18 protein-coding genes and 1 riboswitch are annotated in these 21693 nt (G+C 61.2%); of the genes, 11 read left to right on the forward strand and 7 right to left on the reverse strand.

From position 1 onward, the window contains the following. Positions 1–7 precede the first annotated feature (7 nt). The 5 genes from FHS21_RS23915 to FHS21_RS23935 are packed head-to-tail and all read left to right on the forward strand — an operon-like array spanning position 8 to position 6324. Positions 8–1003, forward strand: coding sequence for an ABC transporter ATP-binding protein (locus tag FHS21_RS23915; RefSeq protein ID WP_183664424.1), 996 nt, complete (start codon positions 8–10; stop codon positions 1001–1003). Further along, positions 1000–1989: an ABC transporter ATP-binding protein gene (locus tag FHS21_RS23920; RefSeq protein ID WP_183664426.1), complete on the forward strand. Its 990-nt coding sequence runs from the start codon at positions 1000–1002 to the stop codon at positions 1987–1989. Before FHS21_RS23915 ends, FHS21_RS23920 begins: the two co-directional genes overlap by 4 nt. 12 nt (positions 1990–2001) lie before the next feature. After that, the gene (locus FHS21_RS23925) at positions 2002–4356 is read left to right on the forward strand and encodes a penicillin acylase family protein (RefSeq protein WP_183664428.1); all 2355 of its coding nucleotides are present in this window, start codon (positions 2002–2004) and stop codon (positions 4354–4356) included. A 29-nt stretch (positions 4357–4385) separates the two neighbouring features. Next, positions 4386–5549 (forward strand): M20 family metallopeptidase, encoded by a 1164-nt coding sequence (locus FHS21_RS23930; protein ID WP_183664430.1) that lies wholly within the window; start codon positions 4386–4388, stop codon positions 5547–5549. Positions 5550–5562: 13 nt separating this feature from the next. Continuing rightward, complete coding sequence (locus tag FHS21_RS23935; protein WP_183664432.1) at positions 5563–6324, forward strand: TSUP family transporter; 762 nt, start codon at positions 5563–5565, stop codon at positions 6322–6324. 75 nt (positions 6325–6399) lie between these two features. Then, a riboswitch (guanidine-I (ykkC/yxkD leader) is annotated at positions 6400–6510 on the reverse strand. Here FHS21_RS23935 and FHS21_RS23940 read toward each other — a convergent pair. From FHS21_RS23940 to FHS21_RS23965, 6 genes are all read right to left on the reverse strand, one after another. Next, positions 6509–7390 (reverse strand): polysaccharide deacetylase family protein, encoded by an 882-nt coding sequence (locus FHS21_RS23940; protein ID WP_183664434.1) that lies wholly within the window; start codon positions 7388–7390, stop codon positions 6509–6511. It overlaps the preceding riboswitch by 2 nt. A 21-nt stretch (positions 7391–7411) precedes the next feature. Next, a complete protein-coding gene (locus FHS21_RS23945) occupies positions 7412–8935 on the reverse strand; it encodes an amidohydrolase family protein (RefSeq protein WP_183664436.1) in 1524 nt (507 codons plus the stop codon). A gap of 29 nt (positions 8936–8964) precedes the next feature. Then, positions 8965–9681, reverse strand: a complete 717-nt coding sequence (locus FHS21_RS23950; protein ID WP_183664438.1) for an aspartate/glutamate racemase family protein — start codon at positions 9679–9681, stop codon at positions 8965–8967. A gap of 3 nt (positions 9682–9684) precedes the next feature. After that, positions 9685–10593 (reverse strand): carbohydrate kinase family protein, encoded by a 909-nt coding sequence (locus FHS21_RS23955; protein ID WP_183664440.1) that lies wholly within the window; start codon positions 10591–10593, stop codon positions 9685–9687. Then, on the reverse strand, positions 10586–11782 hold the full coding sequence (locus tag FHS21_RS23960) for an SIS domain-containing protein (protein WP_183664442.1): 1197 nt from the start codon (positions 11780–11782) through the stop codon (positions 10586–10588). Before FHS21_RS23960 ends, FHS21_RS23955 begins: the two co-directional genes overlap by 8 nt. 24 nt (positions 11783–11806) lie before the next feature. Beyond that, entirely contained in the window at positions 11807–12934 is a 1128-nt protein-coding gene (locus tag FHS21_RS23965; protein WP_183664444.1) for a hypothetical protein, read from the reverse strand. A 106-nt stretch (positions 12935–13040) separates the two neighbouring features. On the opposite strand from FHS21_RS23965, the gene FHS21_RS23970 reads away from it, so the two are divergent. The 6 genes from FHS21_RS23970 (at position 13041) to FHS21_RS23995 (ending at position 19327) form a co-directional block, all read left to right on the forward strand. Beyond that, on the forward strand, positions 13041–13844 hold the full coding sequence (locus tag FHS21_RS23970) for a DeoR/GlpR family DNA-binding transcription regulator (protein WP_210283609.1): 804 nt from the start codon (positions 13041–13043) through the stop codon (positions 13842–13844). A 148-nt stretch (positions 13845–13992) separates the two neighbouring features. Continuing rightward, positions 13993–15507, forward strand: a complete 1515-nt coding sequence (locus FHS21_RS23975; RefSeq protein WP_183664446.1) for an ABC transporter substrate-binding protein — start codon at positions 13993–13995, stop codon at positions 15505–15507. A 91-nt stretch (positions 15508–15598) separates the two neighbouring features. Continuing rightward, on the forward strand, positions 15599–16513 hold the full coding sequence (locus FHS21_RS23980) for an ABC transporter permease (RefSeq protein ID WP_183664448.1): 915 nt from the start codon (positions 15599–15601) through the stop codon (positions 16511–16513). After that, positions 16510–17361: an ABC transporter permease gene (locus tag FHS21_RS23985; RefSeq protein WP_183664450.1), complete on the forward strand. Its 852-nt coding sequence runs from the start codon at positions 16510–16512 to the stop codon at positions 17359–17361. Before FHS21_RS23980 ends, FHS21_RS23985 begins: the two co-directional genes overlap by 4 nt. Further along, positions 17358–18326: an ABC transporter ATP-binding protein gene (locus FHS21_RS23990; RefSeq protein WP_183664452.1), complete on the forward strand. Its 969-nt coding sequence runs from the start codon at positions 17358–17360 to the stop codon at positions 18324–18326. Before FHS21_RS23985 ends, FHS21_RS23990 begins: the two co-directional genes overlap by 4 nt. Then, positions 18296–19327 carry an ABC transporter ATP-binding protein gene (locus FHS21_RS23995; RefSeq protein WP_246411176.1) on the forward strand — a complete coding sequence of 344 codons (1032 nt, stop codon included), beginning with the start codon at positions 18296–18298 and terminating at the stop codon, positions 19325–19327. Before FHS21_RS23990 ends, FHS21_RS23995 begins: the two co-directional genes overlap by 31 nt. An 82-nt stretch (positions 19328–19409) precedes the next feature. On the opposite strand, the gene FHS21_RS24000 is transcribed toward FHS21_RS23995, so the two are convergent. Then, a complete protein-coding gene (locus FHS21_RS24000; protein WP_446686530.1) occupies positions 19410–20951 on the reverse strand; it encodes an ISL3 family transposase in 1542 nt (513 codons plus the stop codon). Positions 20952–21693: the final 742 nt, after the last annotated feature.

Genomic DNA, 21693 nt, shown 5'->3' on the forward strand with positions numbered 1-21693 from the left:
GATCGCGATGGGTGAGGAAACAACGCCACTTCTGACCGTAGACAATCTCACCATCGAAATCGCTGGTGCGAATGTGGTCGATGGCGTTTCCTTCACCGTGGCGCGCGGCGAGGTTCTGGCGCTGGTCGGCGAATCCGGCTGCGGCAAGTCGCTGACCTCGTATGCCATGCTGGGACTGCTGCCACCGGCTGCGCGGCGCATCGCAGGGCGTATCCTTCTCGAGGGCACGGACCTCGCCGCCATGTCGGAACGGCAGCTGCGCAAGGCACGCGGCAAAGATATCTCGATCATCTTTCAGGAGCCGAGCGCTTCACTCGATCCGCTGACCACAGTCGGTTCGCAGATCGCCTCTGCGTTTCGCCAGCATCACGCCGTTTCAGGGACTGAGGCTTTTGCTAGAGCACGCGATATGCTGGTTGCAGTCGGTATTCCCGATGCCGACCACCGGCTGCACCAGTATCCGTTCGAGCTTTCCGGCGGCATGTGCCAGCGTATCATGATCGCCATCGCGCTGATATGCGGCCCGCGCGTTCTGGTTGCGGACGAGCCGACGACGGCGCTCGATGTGACCATCCAGGCGCAAATCCTCGACCTGATGAAGCAACTCGTGGCAACGAGCGGCACCTCTATCGTTTTCATCACCCACGACATGGGGGTCGTTGCCGATATCGCCGATCACGTGGCTGTCATGTATGCCGGCCGCATTGCGGAGATAGCCCCGGTGCGGGATCTTTTTGCCCGCCCGGCACATCCTTATACGGCACTGCTTCTTGCCAGCGTGCCGCGTCTCGATATAACGCCCAAAGCCAATCTCGCCACGATTGAAGGTTCGGTGCCGTTCCCGAACGAGTTCGGCTATGGCTGCCGTTTCGCCAGTCGCTGTCCGCTCGCCACGGACCGATGTCGAGCCGAGCAGCCCCCGCTTTTCGAACAAGGCGGGGGGCATCGCTCGGCCTGCTGGCACATCAACCGCGTGCACGAACTCAAGGAAAATGCCGCATGAGTGCGCCGGAGAACGTTCTCGAAATCCGTAATGTCGCGGTGCATTTCCAGGGCCGAGCCGGATTGTTCGGCCGTTCGGCCCATACGGTGAAAGCCGTCAACGGCGTCGATCTCGATATTCTCAAGGGTGAGACGGTGGCTTTGGTCGGCGAGTCCGGCTGCGGGAAATCGACGCTGTCAAACACCATTGTCGGACTGCAGCCGCCGACCACCGGAAGTATCCGCCTTGGCGAGGACGAGGTTGTCGGGGCCACCGGTCGCGCGCTCAATGATATTCGCCGCAAGGTGCAGATGATCTTTCAGGATCCGGCGCTGTCGCTTGATCCGCGCTTCAAGATTGGCGCAGCCATTGCCGAGCCGCTGCAGGTTCGCGGTATCGCTCGAGGCAAGGCATTGAAGCAGCGTGTCAGTGAACTCCTGGTGCAGGTTGGTCTGCGTTACGAACACGCGGATCGTTATCCACACCAGCTTTCTGGTGGCCAGCGCCAGCGCGTCGTCATTGCCCGAGCCCTTGCGCTGGAGCCCGCACTTGTCGTCTGCGATGAGCCAGTGTCGGCGCTTGACGTATCAGTGCGTGCCCAAATTCTCAATTTGCTCGTGGCGTTGCAGAAGCGTACCGGCGTTTCATACCTCTTCGTCTCTCATGATCTGGCCGTCGTTCGCCATATCTGCGACCGCGTCGTCGTCATGTATCTCGGCCGCTTCGTCGAGATCGCTGACCGGGATACGTTCTTCGCCAATCCAAAACATCCCTATGCCAAGGCGCTGATGGCGGCGGTGCCCGAAGCCGATCCGGAAAGGCAGCGTAACAAGGAGGGTAACAAGGAGCGTTACATTCTAAGCGGCGAATTGCCGAGCCCGTCCAATATTCCTTCGGGCTGCGCCTTTCACACGCGCTGCCCGCTCGCGACAGACATATGCACGCGGGATCGGCCGGAATTAACGCCGCGTGCGGATGGTGCCCTTGTTGCCTGTCATCACGCCTGAGGTAAAACCGATATGAACACTGAAAGCCACACGCTCGCTGGATTGCAAAGACCCGCCGAAATCCGCGTCGATCGCTGGGGTATCCCGCACATCAAGGCGGAAAGTGAAGCGGATCTGTTCTTCGTGCAAGGGTTCAACGCAGCGCGCGACCGCCTGTGGCAGCTCGATCTCTGGCGCAAGCGCGGCCTTGGCCTGCTGGCGGCGGATTTCGGTCCCGGCTATCTGGCGCAGGATCACGCGGCCCGGCATTTTCTCTATCGCGGCCAAATGGCAGTCGAATGGACATCCTATGCGCCGGACACCCGAGAAATCTGTGAAGCGTTCACCGCTGGCATTAATGCCTATGTAGGCCTTGTGCTGCAGGAACCTGTGCGCTTGCCGCCAGAATTCGCGCTGTTTGGCACACAGCCCTCGCGCTGGTTACCGGAAGAAGTGGTCCGCGTTCGCACCCATGCGCTCACCCGCAACGGCGCCTCAGAAATCCTTCGCGCGAATGTATTCGCTTTGAGCAACGCGGAAACGGATCTGTTGCGCGCCAATATCGAACCGCCAACGGAACTTAAGGTGGCGTCTGGGCTCAACCTTGCCGATATCCCGATCGCGGCGCTTGAGCTTTTCAAGCTGGCGACGGCGCCCGTGACCTTCGAACCTGCGCGACTTCAAGCTGGGCTGGAAGACGTATGGAAGTGGGTGGAAGTGACGGACCTCGGGGATATCATCCGCGCCACCACGGAGGAGGGGTCCAACAACTGGGTCGTACATGGATCGCGTACCGATACAGGGCGGCCAATTCTTGCCAGTGATCCGCATCGCACCCATGCCGTGCCATCGCTGCGCTATCTGGTGCATCTTCAGGCACCGGGCTTCAACGTCATCGGCACGGGCGAACCCACTGCGCCCGGGATCTCGCTCGGTCACAATGGCACAACGGCCTTCGGCCTGACGATTTTTGGCGCCGACCAGGAAGACGTCTATGTCTACGAAACGAAACCGGAGGTCCCGGATTTCTACCGCTATCGCGATGATTGGGAAGAGATTGAACGCGTCAGCGAGACCTTCCACGTCAAGGGCGAAGCCGAACAAACGCTGACACTTTCCTTCACGCGGCATGGCCCCGTGCTTTACGAGAATCCGGAAAAACATCTGGCGATTGCTCTGCGCTCCGTCTGGCTATCGCCGGGTTCAGCAGCTTATCTCGGCAGCCTGTCAGCCATGCGCGCAATGTCGGTTGCGGAGTTTGGAACGTCTCTGTCCGCTTGGGGAACACCCTCGGTCAATCATGTTTGCGCGGATACTCAAGGCAACGTCGGTTGGTTTGCCGCTGGCTTCACGCCCGTTCGGCCGAACTGGAATGGACTTCTGCCAGTTCCAGGCGACGGCCGCTACGAGTGGAATGGTTTTCTGGCCGCCGACGAGCTTCCACATGGCGTCAATCCTGAAGCCGGATTCGTCGCCACCGCAAACGAGATGAACCTGCCCGCTGATCGTGCGCTGGACGCCCCGACCATTGGCCATGAATGGGTCGAAGTCAGCCGCGCCACGCGCATCAAATCCGTGCTGGCAGATGATCAGGCACATTCCCTGCAAGCTGCCATTACCCTGCAGACCGATGTGACTTCGCGTCCGGCAATGAGCATCTGCGCGCTTCTGGATAAGGCAGTCGCCGCGCGACCGAAACTTGTTGACGCCCTGCAATCTGCGCTTGATGTGTTCGACGGTTGGGATCACCGTCTGGAGGCCGGGAGCGCTGCCGCCGCACTCTTCGAGGTGTGGTGGATGAAGCACTTGCGGCCGGCTATCTTTGCGCGAATTGCTCCTGATCCAGCCGTCCGGGCTCTGCTTATGCCGGGCGACGTTGACGTGCTGCTGGGTATCCTGGAAGCGCCGGATGCCCGCATGGGCGACGATCCAACGGAAGCACGCGATGCCCTGCTGTTCGATACGCTGATGGCAGCGTTTACCGACTGCAAGAAACGACTTAGCGGCGATCCTATGCAATGGTCTTGGGGCAGGTTGCATCAAATGGTTTTCGAACATGCGGCGAGCCGTGTGATGAGGGAGGATGCCGGTATCTGGGATGTGGGACCGCTGCCGATCGGCGGTAGCCGTTCGACGCCGATGAATGCTGGCTATCGCATGAGCGATTTCCAAGTGATCTCCGGAGCGTCGGTCCGGTTGGTCATGGATATAGGTGAGTGGGACAACTGCGTCTGCGTCAATACGCCGGGTCAGTCCGGCGATCCCCGTTCGCCCTTTTACGCGAATTTGGCAAAGACCTGGGCGAGCGGCCAATATGTGCCGCTCCTCTATAGCGAACGCCGGGTCGCTGAAGAGACGGTTCATCATATCCGGCTGATGCCGGCTTAAGGTTTGCATTGCGTGGAAAGAGGACGACCATGACGTTAAACCGGGAAATTTCAGCCGGTGATATCGATGTTCCTCGGTTGCTCGCTGAATTGCGGCAGTGGGTGGAGATCGAAACGCACACGTCCGACGCGGGTGCGGTCAACAGATTGGCAGACCGGGTTCAAGTTCTGGCAGAGGGTCTTGGGCTGAAAACCCAACGTATCGCCGGAATGCTGGGTTTCGGCGATACCCTGATCGTCAGTTCGGGGCATCGGATCGTGCCTGTCGAAAAGGGCATTCTGATTCTGGCACATCTGGATACCGTTCATGCTGCTGGAACGATTTCGGAACAACTGCCATGGCGCGAAGACGGCAATCGCATCTATGGACCAGGCATCTATGACATGAAATCGGGTGCGCTGCTGGCACTGGAAGCACTCAAACTTGCGCTTGATTGCGGCAATGGTCCGAAGTTGCCGGTCAGTATCATGTATGTTCCGGACGAGGAGATGGGCAGCACGAGTTCACGTGCGGTCATCGAACAGCATTCCGCCAATGCGCGCTATGCGCTGGTGGTTGAACCGGCGCGGGACGGCGGCAAGATCGTCGTGGCTCGCAAGGGCGTCGGCATGTATGACATTAAGGTGCGCGGACGTGCGTCTCATACCGGAACCCATCCGCACATCGGTCGCAGCGCGATCCGCGAGGCGGCGAAGATCGTTTTAGCCCTAGAAGCGCTCAATGATCCGGCCCGGGGTATCACCGTGACTGTTGGCACAATCCATGGCGGCACCGGGCGCAATACCGTTCCTGCCGAATGCAATATGCTGGTCGATGTCCGGCTGCCAGATGCCGCTGCTGCCAAGGGAGTTCTTGGCACTATCGAAAATATGAAATCGAGCGACCCGGATCTTTCTGTCGAGATCAGGGGCGGCCTCAACCGTCCGCCCTTCACCCAAACACCGGCAGCGAAATCACTGTTCGTCCATGCCTCAAATCTTGCCGCGCCATTGGGTATTGCACTCGTTGGAGTTAGTACTGGCGGTGGTTCCGATGGGAATTTCAGTGCCGCCCAAGGTGTGCCCACCCTCGATGGGCTTGGTGCTGATGGTGCCGGGGCGCATACGTTCGACGAGCATATCCTGCGGGACAGCATCGCGCCGCGTACGGCGCTGCTGGCCAATCTTCTGCTGACACTCGACGGCAGCCAATGATAATGCACGGACAATGAGCCTTGCTGAAATAATCGGTTTCGTGCTCATGGCCGGTGTCGCAGCCTACGTGCAGACACTCACCGGATTCGCTTTTGGACTGTTGCTCATGGGAGCCGTGGGAATCAGTTCCGTCATGCCACTGCGTGATGCAGCCGTCATCGTTGGTATTCTGACGCTGGTGAATGCCGGTATCATGTTGACCAAGGGCTGGCGCGACGTTCTGGTCCCTCAACTCCTTCTCGTCCTCTGCAGCAGCTTGCCCATGCTTGTGGCCGGCTATTTCGTGCTGGACCATCTGGCGAGCAGCAGTCTGCTAATGCTGCGTATCGTGCTTGGCGCCGTGATCGGTGTATCAAGCCTGCCACTCGTCAAACCGCCTTCCAGGGACACCGCACCGCAGAACAAAAGCTCTTATATTGTCTTCGGCGCCATCTCCGGCATCATGAGCGGTTTGTTCTCCGCCAGCGGGCCACCGCTCGTCTATCATTTCCACCGCTCCTCCTTTTCGTATGTCGCCGTCCGCGAGACGCTGGTCACGATCTTTGCGCTCAATGCCCTCATCCGCCTTGTTGTGGTCATCGGCGACGGGACGTTCCCGGCATCATCCTACTGGCCGTCGCTCTTTGCAGTGTTCAGTGTCATGGCGGGCACCCAATTGGCCCGGCGTCTGCCACCACCGCTTTCGCCGGTGGCGATGCGTTGGATGGTGTTCGTGCTTTTGTGCGGATCCGGCGTTTCGCTGGCCCTGCCAGCGCTCATCACAATGCTCAAATAAAACAAGATTATGCCCCTAACGTTCTTGGCGTCGCCGTGTTGGAACGGCGCTGTCATTCTATTTGGGTTTAGCGAGGTCTCCCGGGCTTTTGTCCCGCCGTGCACCCGACGGGATACCTCCCCGACAGGTGGCAGCTCTCGCATCAGCACGCTTTGTTGAAGCGCCAGAACCCTAACCGCGCCACTCAGACCGCACGGCCGGGATCGGCCCTGACGAAAGCCTCGATCTCGCCGGGCTGGGCGAGCCATACTTCTTCACGATGTGAGACGATGTGATCGAGCGCCGCTGTCAGTGCCGCCAGCCGGAAGGGTTGGCCGGAAATGAAGCTGTGCACGACGATGCTCATCACCAGCGGCTGCTTGCGCGCCGCCATCCGCATCTCGTCGAACTCGTCGATGATCATCTGCGCGAAGTCGCGGGCGGAGGTCTGGCGGCCGATCAGTGTGGTGCTGTCGTTGAGCTCGAGCGCATAAGGCAGCGCCAGGACCGGTCCGCTCCGGCTCTTCAGGAAGACCGGCTGGTCGTCCATGCGCAGATCGAGGAGATAGCTGAAGCCGGCCTCCGGCAGCAGGTCGATGGTATTTTCGGTATGGGCGAGCCAGGGACTTGACCAGCCGCGCGCCGGAAAGCCCTGCTTTTCCACGATTTTCGCCTGCACCGCCTTCATATAAGCCAGTTCCTCCTCGGGGCTGAGGTTCGCGAGCGTGTCCGAATTGGTGAGGCCATGGCCGACGATTTCGATGCCCGCCTCTTGTGCGGCATCCATCAGCGCGGGCGCGTGATCGTAGACCTCGGTGTTCAGGAGCATGGCGGGCCGGATGCCCCGCGAGGCGAAACGGTCGATCAGCCTGAAGCCGCCCACCCGGTTGCCATAGTCGCGCCAGGAGGTGTTGACCATGTCGGGCTTGCTGGCGCCGGGCATGAGATCCTCGGTGAGTCCTTCGCCGAAGCGATATTCCTCGATGCCGAAGGCAACATAGAGCGCAAGGCGGTTACCGTCCGGCCAGCGGAAGTCGGGACGCTCGGTAATAGGCTTGAAGTCGTATCGGCCATGGGTCGGAAGCATCGGATTCTCCTTGTCTGCATATCAGGTGCCGCCATAGCCGAGCCAGCGGTTCATGCCGACATCGCGGCATGCGGCCCGGACGACCATCGCCTCGTAGTGAGGCAGCCAGCGCGCGGCTTCGGCACGGGCCGACTGCAGCGCCCCCTTGCGTTCGGTGAAGATCGCCCGCGCTTCGGCGCGGAGCGCGCTTTCGTCCACCGTGGTGAGCCGCATGCCATCATAGACGATCCGCCCGGCGACCATCGTCAAGCGCACGCCGCTGCCGTTCTCGCAGAACACCATCTGCCGCCTGATATCGTTGAGAGGTGTGAAGGCAGCCGTGTCGAGATCAACCAGAGCAAGATCGGCGAGGCGCCCGACCTCGATCGCGCCGAGGCTGTCGCCGCGCCGCATTGCGGTCGCGCCGCCCTTGAACAGGCAATTGAGGATCTCGTCCGCATCGGGCCATCGCCGGTAATCGGGATCGCCGATCGTGTGGATCAGGCCAGCCTGCTTGGCGACGCCCCACATGTTGACCGCATCGTCGGCGATCGCCTCGTCGGTGCCGAGGCAGATGGGAATTTTTCGGTCGCGCAGCTTGCGAAACGGCATCACGCCGCTGCCGAGTCGAAGGTTGCTGATCGGATTGTGAGCGACCGTCGCGCCCGAGGCCGCGATCAAGTCATAGTCGGCATCGTCCATCCAGATCGCGTGGATGATGTTCATCCGCTTGGAAAGAATTCCGAGATCGGCGGTGTATCGCACCAGCGAGCGGCCGGAAAACCTCGGTTGCTCGTCGGCCAGCACGCGTTGCAGCTTGGTCTCCAACATATGCGCGTAGTAGGGGAGGTCATGCGCCCGGCTCAGATCGTCCAGCGCGCCCATATAGACCGGCGAAATCCGCTGCGGCGCCGAACAGGAGACGGCGGCTGCGAGCCTTCCCCCCTCGGCACCGTGCCAGGTGTCGATGAGATGCCGGTAACTCTCCAGCAGGCGCTCGCGCCCGAAGGCCGGCGCGGTGGCAAGTTCCGCCCGCATGTCCTCCGGCAGCAGTTCGGCGAGGAAGGGCAGTTTCTCGAGTTCTGCAAGTTCGGGCTGGTCAAGCGCTACGGTCGCGCGGATGCCAACGTCGCGATAGGCCTGCATCACCGCGTCGATCACCTCCGGTGTCGGATGTGGCACGAAGAAGGCGTCATCCTGTACAGCGGTGGTGCCGGTCTTCAGCATCTCCATCGCCGCCAGCATGGTGCGCACATAGGCCTCGCGCGGCGAGGGCCTAAGCGCCTCGAAATCCGGCGATTCATATAGCATGAAGATTTCCAGCGGCAGACTGGGCAGCATCCCCTTCATGTGATTGACCGGTGAGTGGAAATGGGCGTTGACCAAGCCTGGGATGAGCAGGTCGCCTCTGCCTTCGACCACGGTTGCGTCGAGCGGCGTCACGGCGGCAAGATCGTCGCCGATGGCCGCTATCCCGTCGCCGATGACGAGCAGTGAGGTTGGCCCGCTCGCTCCCTCGAGATGGGCGTCATCGTAGACCCGGACATTGCGGAACAGCACGGACATGGGTTGACACCTTCTCGCGACAGGAAACCTTAGGGCAGTTCGGGCAGACGGAATGCCGCCGGCGGATAGTTATAGGTGGAGTGCTTCGACGTCCTGAGGCCGGTGGCCACAAGGCCCTCGGCGAATTTCAGTCCCACGGTCACGCCATCAATGACCGGGACGCCAAGCCTTTGGCTTAGCGGTTCGACGAGATCGGAGAGACCGGCGCAACCCAGGATGATCGCTTCGGCATGATCTTGCTCCATCGCCAGCCGGGCCTCGGCCTCCATGATGGGACCGCTTGCCGCCACGTCGTTCTCGAGTTCGAGCACCGGCACGTCAACGCCGCGCACGGTGCAGCGGTTCGAGAGCCCGGTCTCGTGCAGTACCCTGAGTGAATGTGCGCGGGTGCGCGGCGGCAGCGTCACAATTGAGAAGCGGTGGGCGATGAGCGACGCTGCCTGGAGTGCCGCCTCCGTCATGCCGATCACCGGGCCGCGGGCGATCTCCCGCGCCTGATGCACACCGGTATCGCCGAAACAGGCGATGACATAGGCATCAACGCCTGCTTGCTCTCCCGCTTTGACCATTTGCATGACACCGAGTGCGCCGAGCGCCTCCTCGGCATGGCTTTCGATCGAAGCGGCGCCGGTTGCCGGCTGGACGGCAATCACCTCGGTCCCGGGCACGGCGATGGCGCTCGCGCTCTTTAGGAGGCGGGTGGTGAAGGCGGCGGTGGTGTTGGGATTGATGATGCAGATCTTCATGGTTCAGCTCGCCAAGGCGTGGAGCCGGCGGCGGGCTTCGCCCGGCTTAGCGCTGAACATCGGAGCGGCCCCGTAACCTGAGACGGCGAAGGCGGCGGCAATCGTGCCTGCCCGTGCCGCAGTCTCCAGGTCCGTACGGTCGTGAAGCAGGGCGGCGAGGAATCCGCCGGAAAAACTGTCTCCTGCGCCGGTTGTGTCCACCACCTGCGCCGGCTGGGCGGGAACCCGGATCGTCCGACCCGTAGCCCGGTCATGAACCAGCACGCCTTCTGCCCCGAGCTTGATCACAACGACCGATGGGCCCCGGCTGGCAAAGGTGCGGGCGGCGGTCTCCCAATCCTCGTGGCCGAGCAGTTGCCGCACCTCCTCGGCACTGGGCATGAAAATGTCGCACTGGCTGATGAGCTTGAGCAGCGCCGGCTCGTTGCCGAGAATGTAATCCTCCTGCGTATCCAGTGCGACGAGACCGCTGGATGTGCGCTTCAGGCCGGAGGCAAGATGGATCTGCGCTTCAAACGTCATGGCCAGGATCAGGAAGATCTCCGCCCGGAGGTAGGGCGCCGGAATGTCCGCGATCGTAGGCGACAAGATGTGAAACGCCTCATCGCCATTGAAGAGCGTCCAGGTACGGCCGCCATCGGCATGATAGTCAATCCGGTTGTGCAGCGAGGGAAGGTTGCGCGGCGGCAATCCAGCCTTGGAAAGCCCCGCCGCCCGGATGCGCGCGCTCACCGCGGCCGGCCAGTCGGAGCCGACCGGGGCGACCATCTCGGTACGAGGCTCGAAGAGCCTCGCGGCGAGACAGGCATAGAGCGCATCGCCACCCGTGCATCCGGGGCGCTCGGTGCCATCCGGGAGGATGACATCGTCGATCGTCAGGTTGCCAAGACAGACGAGACGCGGATCATCCATGGCGCTCATCCCCGGCCTTTTCGGCGCGGCGGAATTTTTCCATCGCGACGTGATGGGCGAAGAGTTGCACCGGAACGCAGTAGACGAGCGCCGAAAGGCATTCGGGCACAGAAGGAAGCCTGAGTACCACGTCTGAATGGGCGTCGAGCATGTCCTGGTCGCCAGTCACGATACTGTAGATCCTTCCCTTCCACCGCTTGCCTTCGAAGGCCGTGTCCCGTGCCCGGAAAACCGATGGGCCATCGGGTGCAATCAGGAACAGCGGGTCGCCTTCCTTCAGCGAATTGTAGTGATGGAATTCCTCAAGCGGAATGGCGATCCCCTGATCGGGTGAGCATTCCTTCATCTTCGCGGCGCCGAACATGGCTGTCGCAAAGGCTGGGCCGCCGGCCGCATAGAGGTAGAAATCGCGCTCCGCCTCGCGCTCCGCGATCGCCTCGATCTGGGCCTCCACGCGGGCGGTGACCTCGTCCAACTGATCGGGAACGGCGTCCAGCGCGGCCTGCAGGCTGTCGATGCGCGGATCGCTGGGACTGGCCGCACGGGCCCAATCAAGCGCGAACTGTGCAAGGAGCGCAAGCGCTGCGGTGCTGGCCTGGGTGGGCCAGCCCTTGCGCTCGGCGCGGATCATCAGGCCACGGTCGGATTCGGTCATCAGCGCTGAGCCCGGCGTGTTGCTGAGGGCCAGCGTCTTTGCCCCGAGAGCCCGGGCAATCAGCATCGCCTCGACAGTGCGGGTGGTCATGCCGGAGGAGCTCAAGGTGATGACGAGCGTGTCAGGGTCGGTGGTGCGGCTGGCGTAGTAGGCATAATCGAGCGCCTGGATAGGCTCGACAGGAATACCGAGCAGCATTTCGAAGATGTCGCGCACACCGAACATGACGGCGAGTGAATCGCCGCAGCCAGTCATCACGATGCGGCGAATGCCCAGGCCGGCGAAATGCCGGGCAGTCTCGATTGTCTCGTCGCGGGCCTTACGGATCGTCTCGCGGATCGCGTCGGCCTGGCCAAGTATCTCGACCCGCGTCAGTTCCACGCGACGCCGGCGCTTCTCGTCGAGCGGGTCGTCGGTCGGCAGCGCGTCCATCAGGCGCGCCTCTTTCTCGAACAACGCTTCGACTAGTGCCCGTGCCTTGGCGTCGAGAGGTGAGTCGGGGTGGAGAAGGGGTGTCACGTATGACTGGCTCATGGCTTCGATTTCCAATTCCGGGATTCAGGCAAGTTCGCAGCGGCGGCTGAGCAGCTGGGCGGCGAGGAAGCGGCCGGGGTCGGCCTTGTCCTGGCTGACATTGGGGTCAAAGCCGCTTTCCACCGCCATCGCATAGGAAAGCATTTGCAGCGGGGCAGGCACCAAGAGCGGCGCGAGCCATGAGGCCGTCGCTGGAAGGCTCAGCCTGTAGGTAGCGCCCTCGACTGTATGACCTGCCGTTTCGATCGCCAGCGTTCGCATGCCGGCATGGGCGAGAGCGCCCGCGGTGTTGGAGGCGAGGCGGGCGATCTCCGGCGTCGAGGCGATAAGCACGACAAGCTCATTCTTGCGGCTCGACCAGAACAGGCTATGCGCAAATTCCTCGATCTCGCTGGCCCAGACCGGGGCCTGGACGACCTTGACCAGCTTGGCCGCACCATAGTCGGCTGTTGCCCAGTCAGGACCGGCACCGAGCACTCTGATGCCGCCGAGGCCCTTGCCGAGCACTTCGGCACAGATGGCAGGAAGTATCTGCTGGCAGACCTCGAGGCTTTCCGGAATGGTACGCGTCAACAGCGTGTTCATCTCGGAACCCCTGCAGCCGGCGCGCGGCGCACGTCCCGATGCGCGTGCGGCGCCTTCGACCAGCATCATCAGGCCAAGGATCGTGCCGCTATACCGTGTGGTCCCGGTGAGAAACGGAGCGATGTCGTCGATCTTCAGCGACGCGACGGCATCCGCCGCCGCTCCCATTGCCCCGCCGTCCTCATTGGTGAGGGCGACGTAGCGTCCGCCGGCGGCGCTGATGCGCTTGGCCGCGGCATTGGTGCGATCGACCGTTCCCGACATCGAGATCGCCACGGCGCGATCCGAGGGGCCGGGCTTGTGGCTGTCCGAAAGCAGATAGTCGAGGCTTGTGACACCGGTCATCGGCAGGTCAAAGGCGTCTGCCGCGAGGGCGCCGATGGCGCGTGCCGCAAACCAGCCGTCGCCGCAGCCGAAGGCGGAAAGCCGGCCGCCGGTGCCGGGAGCCAGATGTTCGGCGCCCATCGCCGCGAAACTGTCATAGCGCTCGAGAAGGCGGGCAAGGACTTCGCCCTGCCGGAGGATGTCGACCAGCATGTGCGGCTGGCTTTGCATTGTCGTTGGCATTGTCTCACTCCTGAATGACCAGAAGCTGACCGTTGTCTCCTTCATGCGCAAGGAAAAATTTCGAAAAATTTCGATAGCGCAAATTAAAAAAATATGAGAACAAAAATTGAGCAGTTTTAAACAAGGGATTTTTATCGTGGCGGCCTTGAACTCAATGCAACGTCATCAGCAGATTCTGGAGGCCCTCGAGGCCGATGGAAAGGTCTCGGTGATGCATCTTTCAGACAGCCTTCGGGTCTCGGTGGTCACCATCCGCAATGATCTCGAACATCTTGAGCGCCAGCAGGTTCTGAGGCGTATCCGCGGTGGTGCGCTTGCCGTGCGGGCGGCGCGCTTCGAGCGGCCGTTGCACCTTGCCAGCCAGGCCTTCATCGAAGAGAAGGAACGGATTGCCAAGCTCGCCGCGACCCTGGTGCGTGACGGGGAGACGATCATGATCGATGCCGGCAGCACCGCGCTCGCCTTCGCCGGCGCGCTGTCCAAGTCCTTGAACAACGTAGCGGTGGTCACCAATGCGCTCGACGTCGCGCTCGTGCTTGCCGAGCATCCCGGCATTCGCGTCGTGGTTACGGGCGGTACACTGAGAGGCATGCAACGCTCCCTGACCGCACCTTTTTCGACGCTGGTGATCGGGCAATTGAACGCTGACACAGCCTATGTTTCCTGCACCGGTATCGATCTCGACAAGGGATTCACGACAGGAAGCTGGGAGGAGGGCGAGGTCGAGAAGGCGATGATCGCTGCCGCCAGCCGTTGCGTCATCCTGGCCGATCACAGCAAATTCGGCCATGTCGGCAGCGCCCGCGTGGCTGATCTGTCGACAGTCGATCTGCTGGTCACGGATAGCGATGCCGCGCCGGAAACCGTCAGTTCCTATGAGGCGCTGGGCCTTCAGGTGCTGACCGCGTAATGGGCAACCGGCAGCGATGCGTGGCACTTTTGTGAGCAGAAATCGGCTGTCCAAACCGACGATCTGCTACTTTCGAAAAAATTCTATTGTCAAAATTTAGAAAAAGCGCAAGCATTCCCTGTCAGCAACAAAAAAAGGGAACAGCCAGATGACCTCAGGGCCAATACTCACAAGACGGCAGCTTGGGCAGGGCGCCGCTGCGCTTGCCATACTTATGAGCCTTCCCAGCGGCGCATTCGCCCAGACCGGGCCGATCGTGATTGCCTCGGAAGACGACGTATCGACGCTCGATCCGCATCTCATTCGCAACAACCATCCGATCGGCAGCGTCGTTTGGTCGGTGTTCGACAGTCTCGTCCGTCGCAACGCCGATGGCACACATGAGCCGCGCCTGGCGCTGAGCTGGGAGCAGGTCGAACCCACCCGCTGGCGCTTCAAGCTGCGCGAGGGCGTGACCTTCACCAATGGCGAGAAATTCGACGCCGCGGCGGTGAAGTACAATTTCGAGCGCATGAACATCTCGCCCTTCAACACCGAGAGCCAGCTTTGGCCGCAAACCGGCCTGACGGCTATCGAGATCGTCGATCCGTTGACGATCGACCTCGTCACCAGTGCGCCGACGATCAACATGCTTTATTGGTTGGAAGAGGCTTTCATCGGCGCACCTGCCCATCTCAAAGATACACCGGCCGATGTGGCGGGCGCGAAGCCGATTGGTTCCGGTCCGTACGTCGTCACCGAATGGCTGCAGGGCGACCGCGTCGTGCTGAAGGCCAATGCCAGACACTGGAACGGCGAGCCCGCCATCAAGGACGTCATCTTCCGCGATATCCCGGAACTCTCCTCGCGCATCAACGAACTCAAGGCCGGCAGCGTCGACATCGCCGTAGGGCTCACGCCGGATACCGCCGACGGGGCCAATTCCGACAAGTCTAAGGCCGTGGCAGTCGCTGGCCTGCGCAAGATGCACATGGGCATTTCCTGCAACGGAATCGAGCCGCTCAAGGACAAGCGCGTTCGCCAGGCGCTGAATTATGCCGTCGACGTCAAGACCATGGTGGAAACGCTGCTTGGCGGCCAGACCAAGCCGATCGCCTCGATAGTCAATCCGCCGAACAACAATCCGGACCTAAAGCCTTTCGACTACGATCCCGAGAAGGCCAAGGCGCTGCTCGCCGAGGCAGGCTTCACTGATTTTGAGATCCCGATCGCTTATGGCCGTTATCCGGCTGCCAAGGAGGCTTCGGAAACCATCGCCGCCTATCTCGAGGCGATTGGCCTGAAGCCGAAGATCGAGGCCTACGAGCCGGGTAAATTCGTCGAGATGATCCGCGCCAAGGCGTTCACGGGCATCTATTATTACGGCTGGGCGTCGCTCATCAATCCGTCGGTGGAACTGGTCATCCTGACCTCGGATGCCGTCGATAATTCCAACGGCTACAACAATCCCGACTATGACGCGCTTGTGAAGAAGGCCTCCGTAACGCTTGATGACGGCGAACGGCAGAAGCTCCTCACTGCCGCCGAAACGATGATCTGGGATGATTGCCCTTGGATTTATCTCTGGTATCTCCCGGCGCTCTACGGCGTCAGCAACCGGCTCGACTTTCCGGTGCGTCCCGACGACTATGTCGAGATCTACCGCGCGAAGCTGAAGGCCTAACAGCATCTCGCCGATTAGCTGGGGCCCGTTCGCGGCGGTCCCACCGTCTTGACGGAGCGATCCGGTCGCGGCCGTGATGGAGACAAGAACATTGAGTTATCTTACGAAGCGGCTGTTCAGGGCGATCCTGGTGCTCCTCGGGGTCAGCTTTGCCACCTTCATGGTCGCGCAATCGACCGGCGATCCGATCGCGCTGCTCGTCAAGGCCAATGCGACGGAGGAGGCGCGCGCGGCGCTAACCAGCCATCTCGGTCTCGACCAGCCGGTGCTCGTGCAGTATGGCCTTTTCCTGTGGCGCGCGATCCACGGCGACCTCGGTCAGTCCTTTCTCTATAACCAGAGTGTCGTCGGCCTCGTCGCCGACCGCCTTTCCAACACGTTCTTACTGGCACTCTCCGCCTTCGCCATTGCGCTGGTGCTGTCGGTAACGCTTGGTGTGCTCGCGGCGCTTTACCGCAACACCTGGGTGGATGCAGCGATCACAGCCTTCACTATGGTCGGCCTCGCTGTGCCGGCCTTCTGGCTCGGGCTGATGTTGATCCTCGTGTTCGCCGTCATCTGGCAGGTGGTGCCGGTTTCCGGCTCGGAGGAAGCAAGCTCGCTGATCCTGCCGGCAATCACACTTTCGATGCAATCGACCGCCCGCCTCTGTCGCCTTGTCCGGTCGGGCATGATCGAGGTCCTGAATGCCGACTTCATCCGCACCGCCCGTGCCAAGGGCCTGTTCGAGGGGCGGGTGGTCTGGGTTCATGCACTGCGCAACGCGTTGCTGCCTGTCGTCACCATGGCGGGTCTCGAACTGGGAGACCTGATCTCATCGGCTGTGGTCATTGAAGCGATCTTCGCCTGGCCCGGCATCGGACGGCTGGCGATCGGCGCGGTCTCGTCCCGCGATTTCCCGCTGCTACAAGGCACGGTGCTTGTTTCCGCATTCTGCTTTGTTGTCATCAATCTCTTCGTCGACTGGCTCTACCAGCGGATCGATCCCCGGGTGAGAAGTGCATGACCGGCTTTTCGAACCGCTTTCTCATCGGTCACGCCGTCGGTATCGCCGGTGTCGCAATCATCGTCGCGGCAGTGGCTATCGCGGTGTTCGCGCCGCTCATTGCGCCGGTGCCGGCGAGCCAGATCGACCTCCATGCCCGACTTGTACCACCCGCCTTTGTCGAGGGTGGGTCCGCCAAACACTTCTTCGGCACCGACAACCTTGGTCGTGATATCCTCGCCCGCCTTATCTACGGCAGCCGCATCTCGCTTGCCGTAGGTACAGCCGCGGCGCTGCTCGGCGCGGTGATCGGCAGCCTGATGGGCATTCTCGCAGGCTATTTCGGAGGAAGGGTAGATGCAGCGATCTCGTGGTTTGTCGATGTCCAGCTCGCCTTTCCGTTCACGCTTCTGGCGATCTTCCTGCTCGGCACGCTTGGCGGCGGCTTCTACGCTGTCGTCATTGTGCTCGCGCTCGCCACCTGGGTCAATTACGCCCGCGTGGTGCGCGCTCAGGTTCTGACCGTGAAGGTACAGGATTACGTGCTTGCAGCCCGCGCGGTCGGGGTCGGCACGCCGCGCACGCTCTGGCGCTACATCTTCGCCAACTCGACCGCCCCGATTATCGTTGTCGCCAGTTTCTCGACCGCGCAGGCGATCCTCACCCAGGCCGCGCTGAGCTTCCTGGGCGTCGGGATCGATCCGTCGATCCCGTCTTGGGGTGCGATGCTCAACGATGGTCGCGAATACCTGCAGAAGGCATGGTGGATCGCCACATTCCCTGGGCTCGCCATCGCGCTCACCGTGCTTGGCGTCAACCTGTTCGGCGACTGGTTGCGCGATCGCCTCGATCCGAGGAGTGCCCGATGACCAGCCCCCTTCTCGAGGTGAAGGATCTCGATGTGCATTTCGGGGCCTTGCATGCGGTGCGCGCCGTCTCGTTCAGTGTCGCACCCGGCGAAACACTTGGCGTGGTCGGCGAGTCCGGGTCGGGCAAGAGCACGACCATGCTGGCGGTGCTCGGTCTTCATCCCAAGCGGCAGGGCACGGTCACTGCCAGCCGGCTGGAGTTCGACGGCGAGGACCTTCTATCCAAGTCCGACCGCGCAATGCGTGACCTGCGCGGGCGCCGCGTGGGCCTAATCTTCCAGGATCCGCTTGCAGCACTCAATCCGCTGATGACGGTCGGCCGCCAGATCGGCGAGGTGCTGGTCCGCCACCACGGCCTCGACAAGCATGCATCCCGAGCCGAGGCTGTGAAACTCCTGGAGCGCACCGGCGTGCCTGATCCTCTCCGGCGCGCGGCCCAGTTTCCGCACCAGTTTTCCGGCGGCATGCGGCAGCGGGTGATGATTGCGATCGCGCTCGCCGGCCGGCCGGAACTGCTGATCGCCGACGAGCCGACCACAGCGCTCGACGTCACCGTACAGGCCGAAATAGTCCGGTTGATCCGCGATATACAACAGGCAAGCGGCATGGGCCTGGTCTGGATCACCCACGACCTGGCGCTGATGGCGCGTGTCGCCGACCGGGTGATGGTGATGTATGCCGGTGCCGTGGTCGAGGAAGCGCCGGTCGATCGGCTTTACGCCACGCCGCGCCATCCCTATACCGCCGGCCTTCTTGGCAGCATCGCGCGGCTAGACCAGCCTCGTGGCGTGCGTGCGCGTGCCATTGCCGGGACGCCGCCATCGATGGACCAGCCGATTGGCGGCTGCGCTTTCGCGCCCCGCTGCCCGCTGCGCTTCGACAAATGTACTGTCGCACCGCCGCTTATCCCGCTCGGCGATGGCGTCCGCGCCGCTTGCTGGCGGCTTTCGGGAGAGCAAGCATGATCGATCCCGTCGATACTCGACTGCCGGTCTCCGAGGCTGTCGCCCTAAAAGTCCAATACAGTTCGCGTCGGCGCAACTGCCTTGGTCGGCTGACGACCACCACCATCCGGGCCGTCGATGGTGTCGACCTGACCATACGGCCCGGCGAGGCGGTGGCGCTTGTCGGCGAGTCCGGATGCGGGAAATCGACGCTCGGGCGTGCACTCCTGCGTCTCGAGCGCGTGAGCGAGGGCGCCGTGCGGTTTGCCGGATCTGACCTGACGGGGCTGTCCGAAGCGATATTGCGACCTATACGGCGCAACATGCAGATGGTGTTCCAGGATCCATTCTCCTCGCTCAATCCGCGCATGCAGATCGGGGAGACGTTGGCCGAACCTCTCCTCGTCCATGGCCTTGCCAGCAAGGCGGAGGCGCGCGCTCGCGTGGCCGAGATTCTTCAGATCGTGGGCCTCGATCCGGCCGTGGCCGGTCGCCACCCGCACGCGTTTTCGGGCGGCCAGCGCCAGCGGATCGCCATCGCGCGCGCCGTCATCGCCCGGCCGAAGTTCGTCGTCGCCGACGAGCCGATCTCGGCGCTGGATATCTCCGTTCAGGCGCAGATCCTCGATCTATTCGAGGATCTCAAGGAGCGATTCGCACTCACCTATCTCTTCATCAGCCACGATCTCGCCGTGGTCCGCCATATCGCCGATAGGGTAGCGGTGATGTATCTCGGCAGGATCGTCGAGGAAGGTTCCCCGGAGAGCGTCTTCGACAATCCGCTGCATCCCTATACGCAGGCATTGCTGGCCGCCGTGCCGTCACCGGATCCCGTGCGCGAGCGCAGCCGGCCCAATCCAGTACTTCGCGGCGAACCGCCATCTCCGGCGACGGCCGTCACCGGATGTCGCTTCCGTGGTCGCTGCGCCCATGCGATGCCAGTCTGCGCCATGGCCGATCCGGCGCTTGCTCGGGGCGCAGACGGCACACACGCAGTTGCCTGCTTCCTCCACCATCAGTAGGTTCTTCCTCAATTTCTGTGATTAAATGGCAGCATTCGCGCCCTCATAAGTTCTGGACCGGCTCTGCCGTACATGGCTCGCTTCAATGTCTTGAGACGATTGATCTGTCCTTCGGCCTGCTCCAAAGGAGCTCGATTGCATTCTTGATGGCATCGATATCCCTGCGTAAAACACTGGCGAAACGCATGATGGCGATCAGATTGGTTTCGATGGCATCGTCAATCCATTCATCCAGCGCACTCGCATTTCTACTCCGCAAGATGCCGCTGAAGCGCATGGCCAAGCTCCGCATCTTGGCGAACGGCTCTGAGCCCTTCTTCAAGGCATCGACTTTTCTCGCTTGCCGGTTGGTCAGCTGGCCGCGCGGCTTTATGCACAAAGCTGCGGCAATAACGGAAGAAATTACATGGCCGGTATCAGGATCACGAACCGGTTCTAGAGCGCGCTCTTCCGTGGAAATATCGTCCGGCTGCCCCTTTTCGGCGTCGCGCCAAACCTTCAACAAGCGCTCCAGATTGGAACGACTGCCCGTGTAGCCGCGGTTCTTGATGTCGTAGAAGAGATGACGTCCGATGCGGTTTCCATCCTTCCAGCATCCAACAAGGAAAGCTTCAAAGTATAGTGGCGATGTCGGGTTCAATGCTGCCCGGCTCCTGTCCCGGGGTGCATTGGAAGTAAGCCAATTCGCGATGCTGCGGCGTTCATATCCGGTCCGTCTCGAAATCTCACTGTAAGAGAGACCCTGTTGGCGCAGTGCGTGAAGCATCTCGAAGATGTCCTGACGGGACTGCCTGTGCGCCATGCGGGCGCGGCGGCGCTGTGCAGTGGAGCTAACAATAGCATCTTCTGACAAAATCGGCCTAACATGAGCGTGGCCGTAAAAGCTCATTTGTTCCTTGATCGCTGCCCTAAGATTTTGGACCAGATGAAAACGGTCAGCCACCTGGCGCGCCTGCGGAGCACCCTCTCTGGCGGCCTGAGCATACAGGCCGCAGCGATCTCGGCTGATGACCTCGATAGCAGGGCGTTCTTGCAACCATGCTTTTGCGCTCTCAACGCTGCGGTCGTCCAGAACATCGACAACCGATCGTCGCTCGAGATCGACCATGATAGTGCCGTAGCGCGTAGCGTGCCGCCAGCTCCAATCATCAATGCCCACAACTCGGATATTGTCGGCTTGTCTGCAGGCCAGAGCGTCGCGCTTCAATTGTCGCAAGATCGTGTCGTCGCTGACCGGCATGCCGAGCCGATGCATCAAGCACTCGCCCGGGCGACCGCCCATGCTGTGGCCAATCAAGCCGACAATCTCATCCATCCTTGCTGTTCGGCGCGTGTAGGGTAAAGCAATGGGCAACCGGTCTACGAAGGTTCGCCGCCGGCATGTCCGGTGTCTACACTGCCATCGATTCAGTGTGAGCTTAATTTTCACGACTTGGCCCTGAACTGGCAAGTCCTGGAGGCTGCGGTTGTGCCAGCCGTGCCGGTAACGGCTTCGCGTTCCACAATCCGGGCAGACTCCGATTGGTTTCGCAGCGGCGGAAACAACCCAATTTCCTTCATCTTGAAGAGTGATTCCCAGAACTCTGACCCCTGGGCCGGGCGTCCATTTCGATTTCGTTCGCATAAACGCAGATAGCAATGCGTCCGCTAACAGTCTATTAACCACACAATTTGAGGAAGAACCCGGTTTCGTTGAACCGTCATGAACATAAGTCGGCAGAGATTGACCGCTCCTTAACTGACGTGGTTACTGAAAAGTGACTGATTTTGTTGATTAATTCGTCCCTACTTAGGACGATTAAATGAACTTAAAACTTGAGGAAACTTGGTGCGGCATCCAATCGTACTCGCCGTGCCATAGCAGACTTCACGTAGACCTTCTTCCGGCCGGCGGATAACAATCAATGCAACGGGGAAGCTGCAAATGTGTGTGGCTTCTGACTAACGATTTCAATTTGAAACGCTAAACCAGAAATCCGGTGTCGATTCCTGACTTAGGATTTCAATTCTCAGCGTGCAGGCGGTGCGTAAACCTATTTAGAACAATGCATTGCTCGCAATGACCCCGTAACAATGGTCAATCTCGATTTTTCCGCAGCTCTTTCCGATGTGGTACCGGTTCGCTGCCTATGCCTGAACTATTTTCTAACGACCCCAATGGCTTGTCGAATTGAAATGCCTAACCAGAAAATTGAAATCCTTAGCCCGAAATTAGCCTCAGAATACCCGAAAAATCCAACAACCATAGGACGTTTTGCGGATTGAAATGCCTAGTCAGAAGCCACAGCGTGAGTGCCTGACGCTGGTGCAAAAGCTGGGTGATCGGCTTGCGGCAAACTCCGCTTCGGCTCCCCGACCGGATCGAT

It is taken from the genome of Phyllobacterium trifolii, from assembly GCF_014192095.1.
In the GTDB taxonomy this organism is placed as follows: Bacteria; Pseudomonadota; Alphaproteobacteria; order Rhizobiales; family Rhizobiaceae; genus Phyllobacterium; species Phyllobacterium trifolii.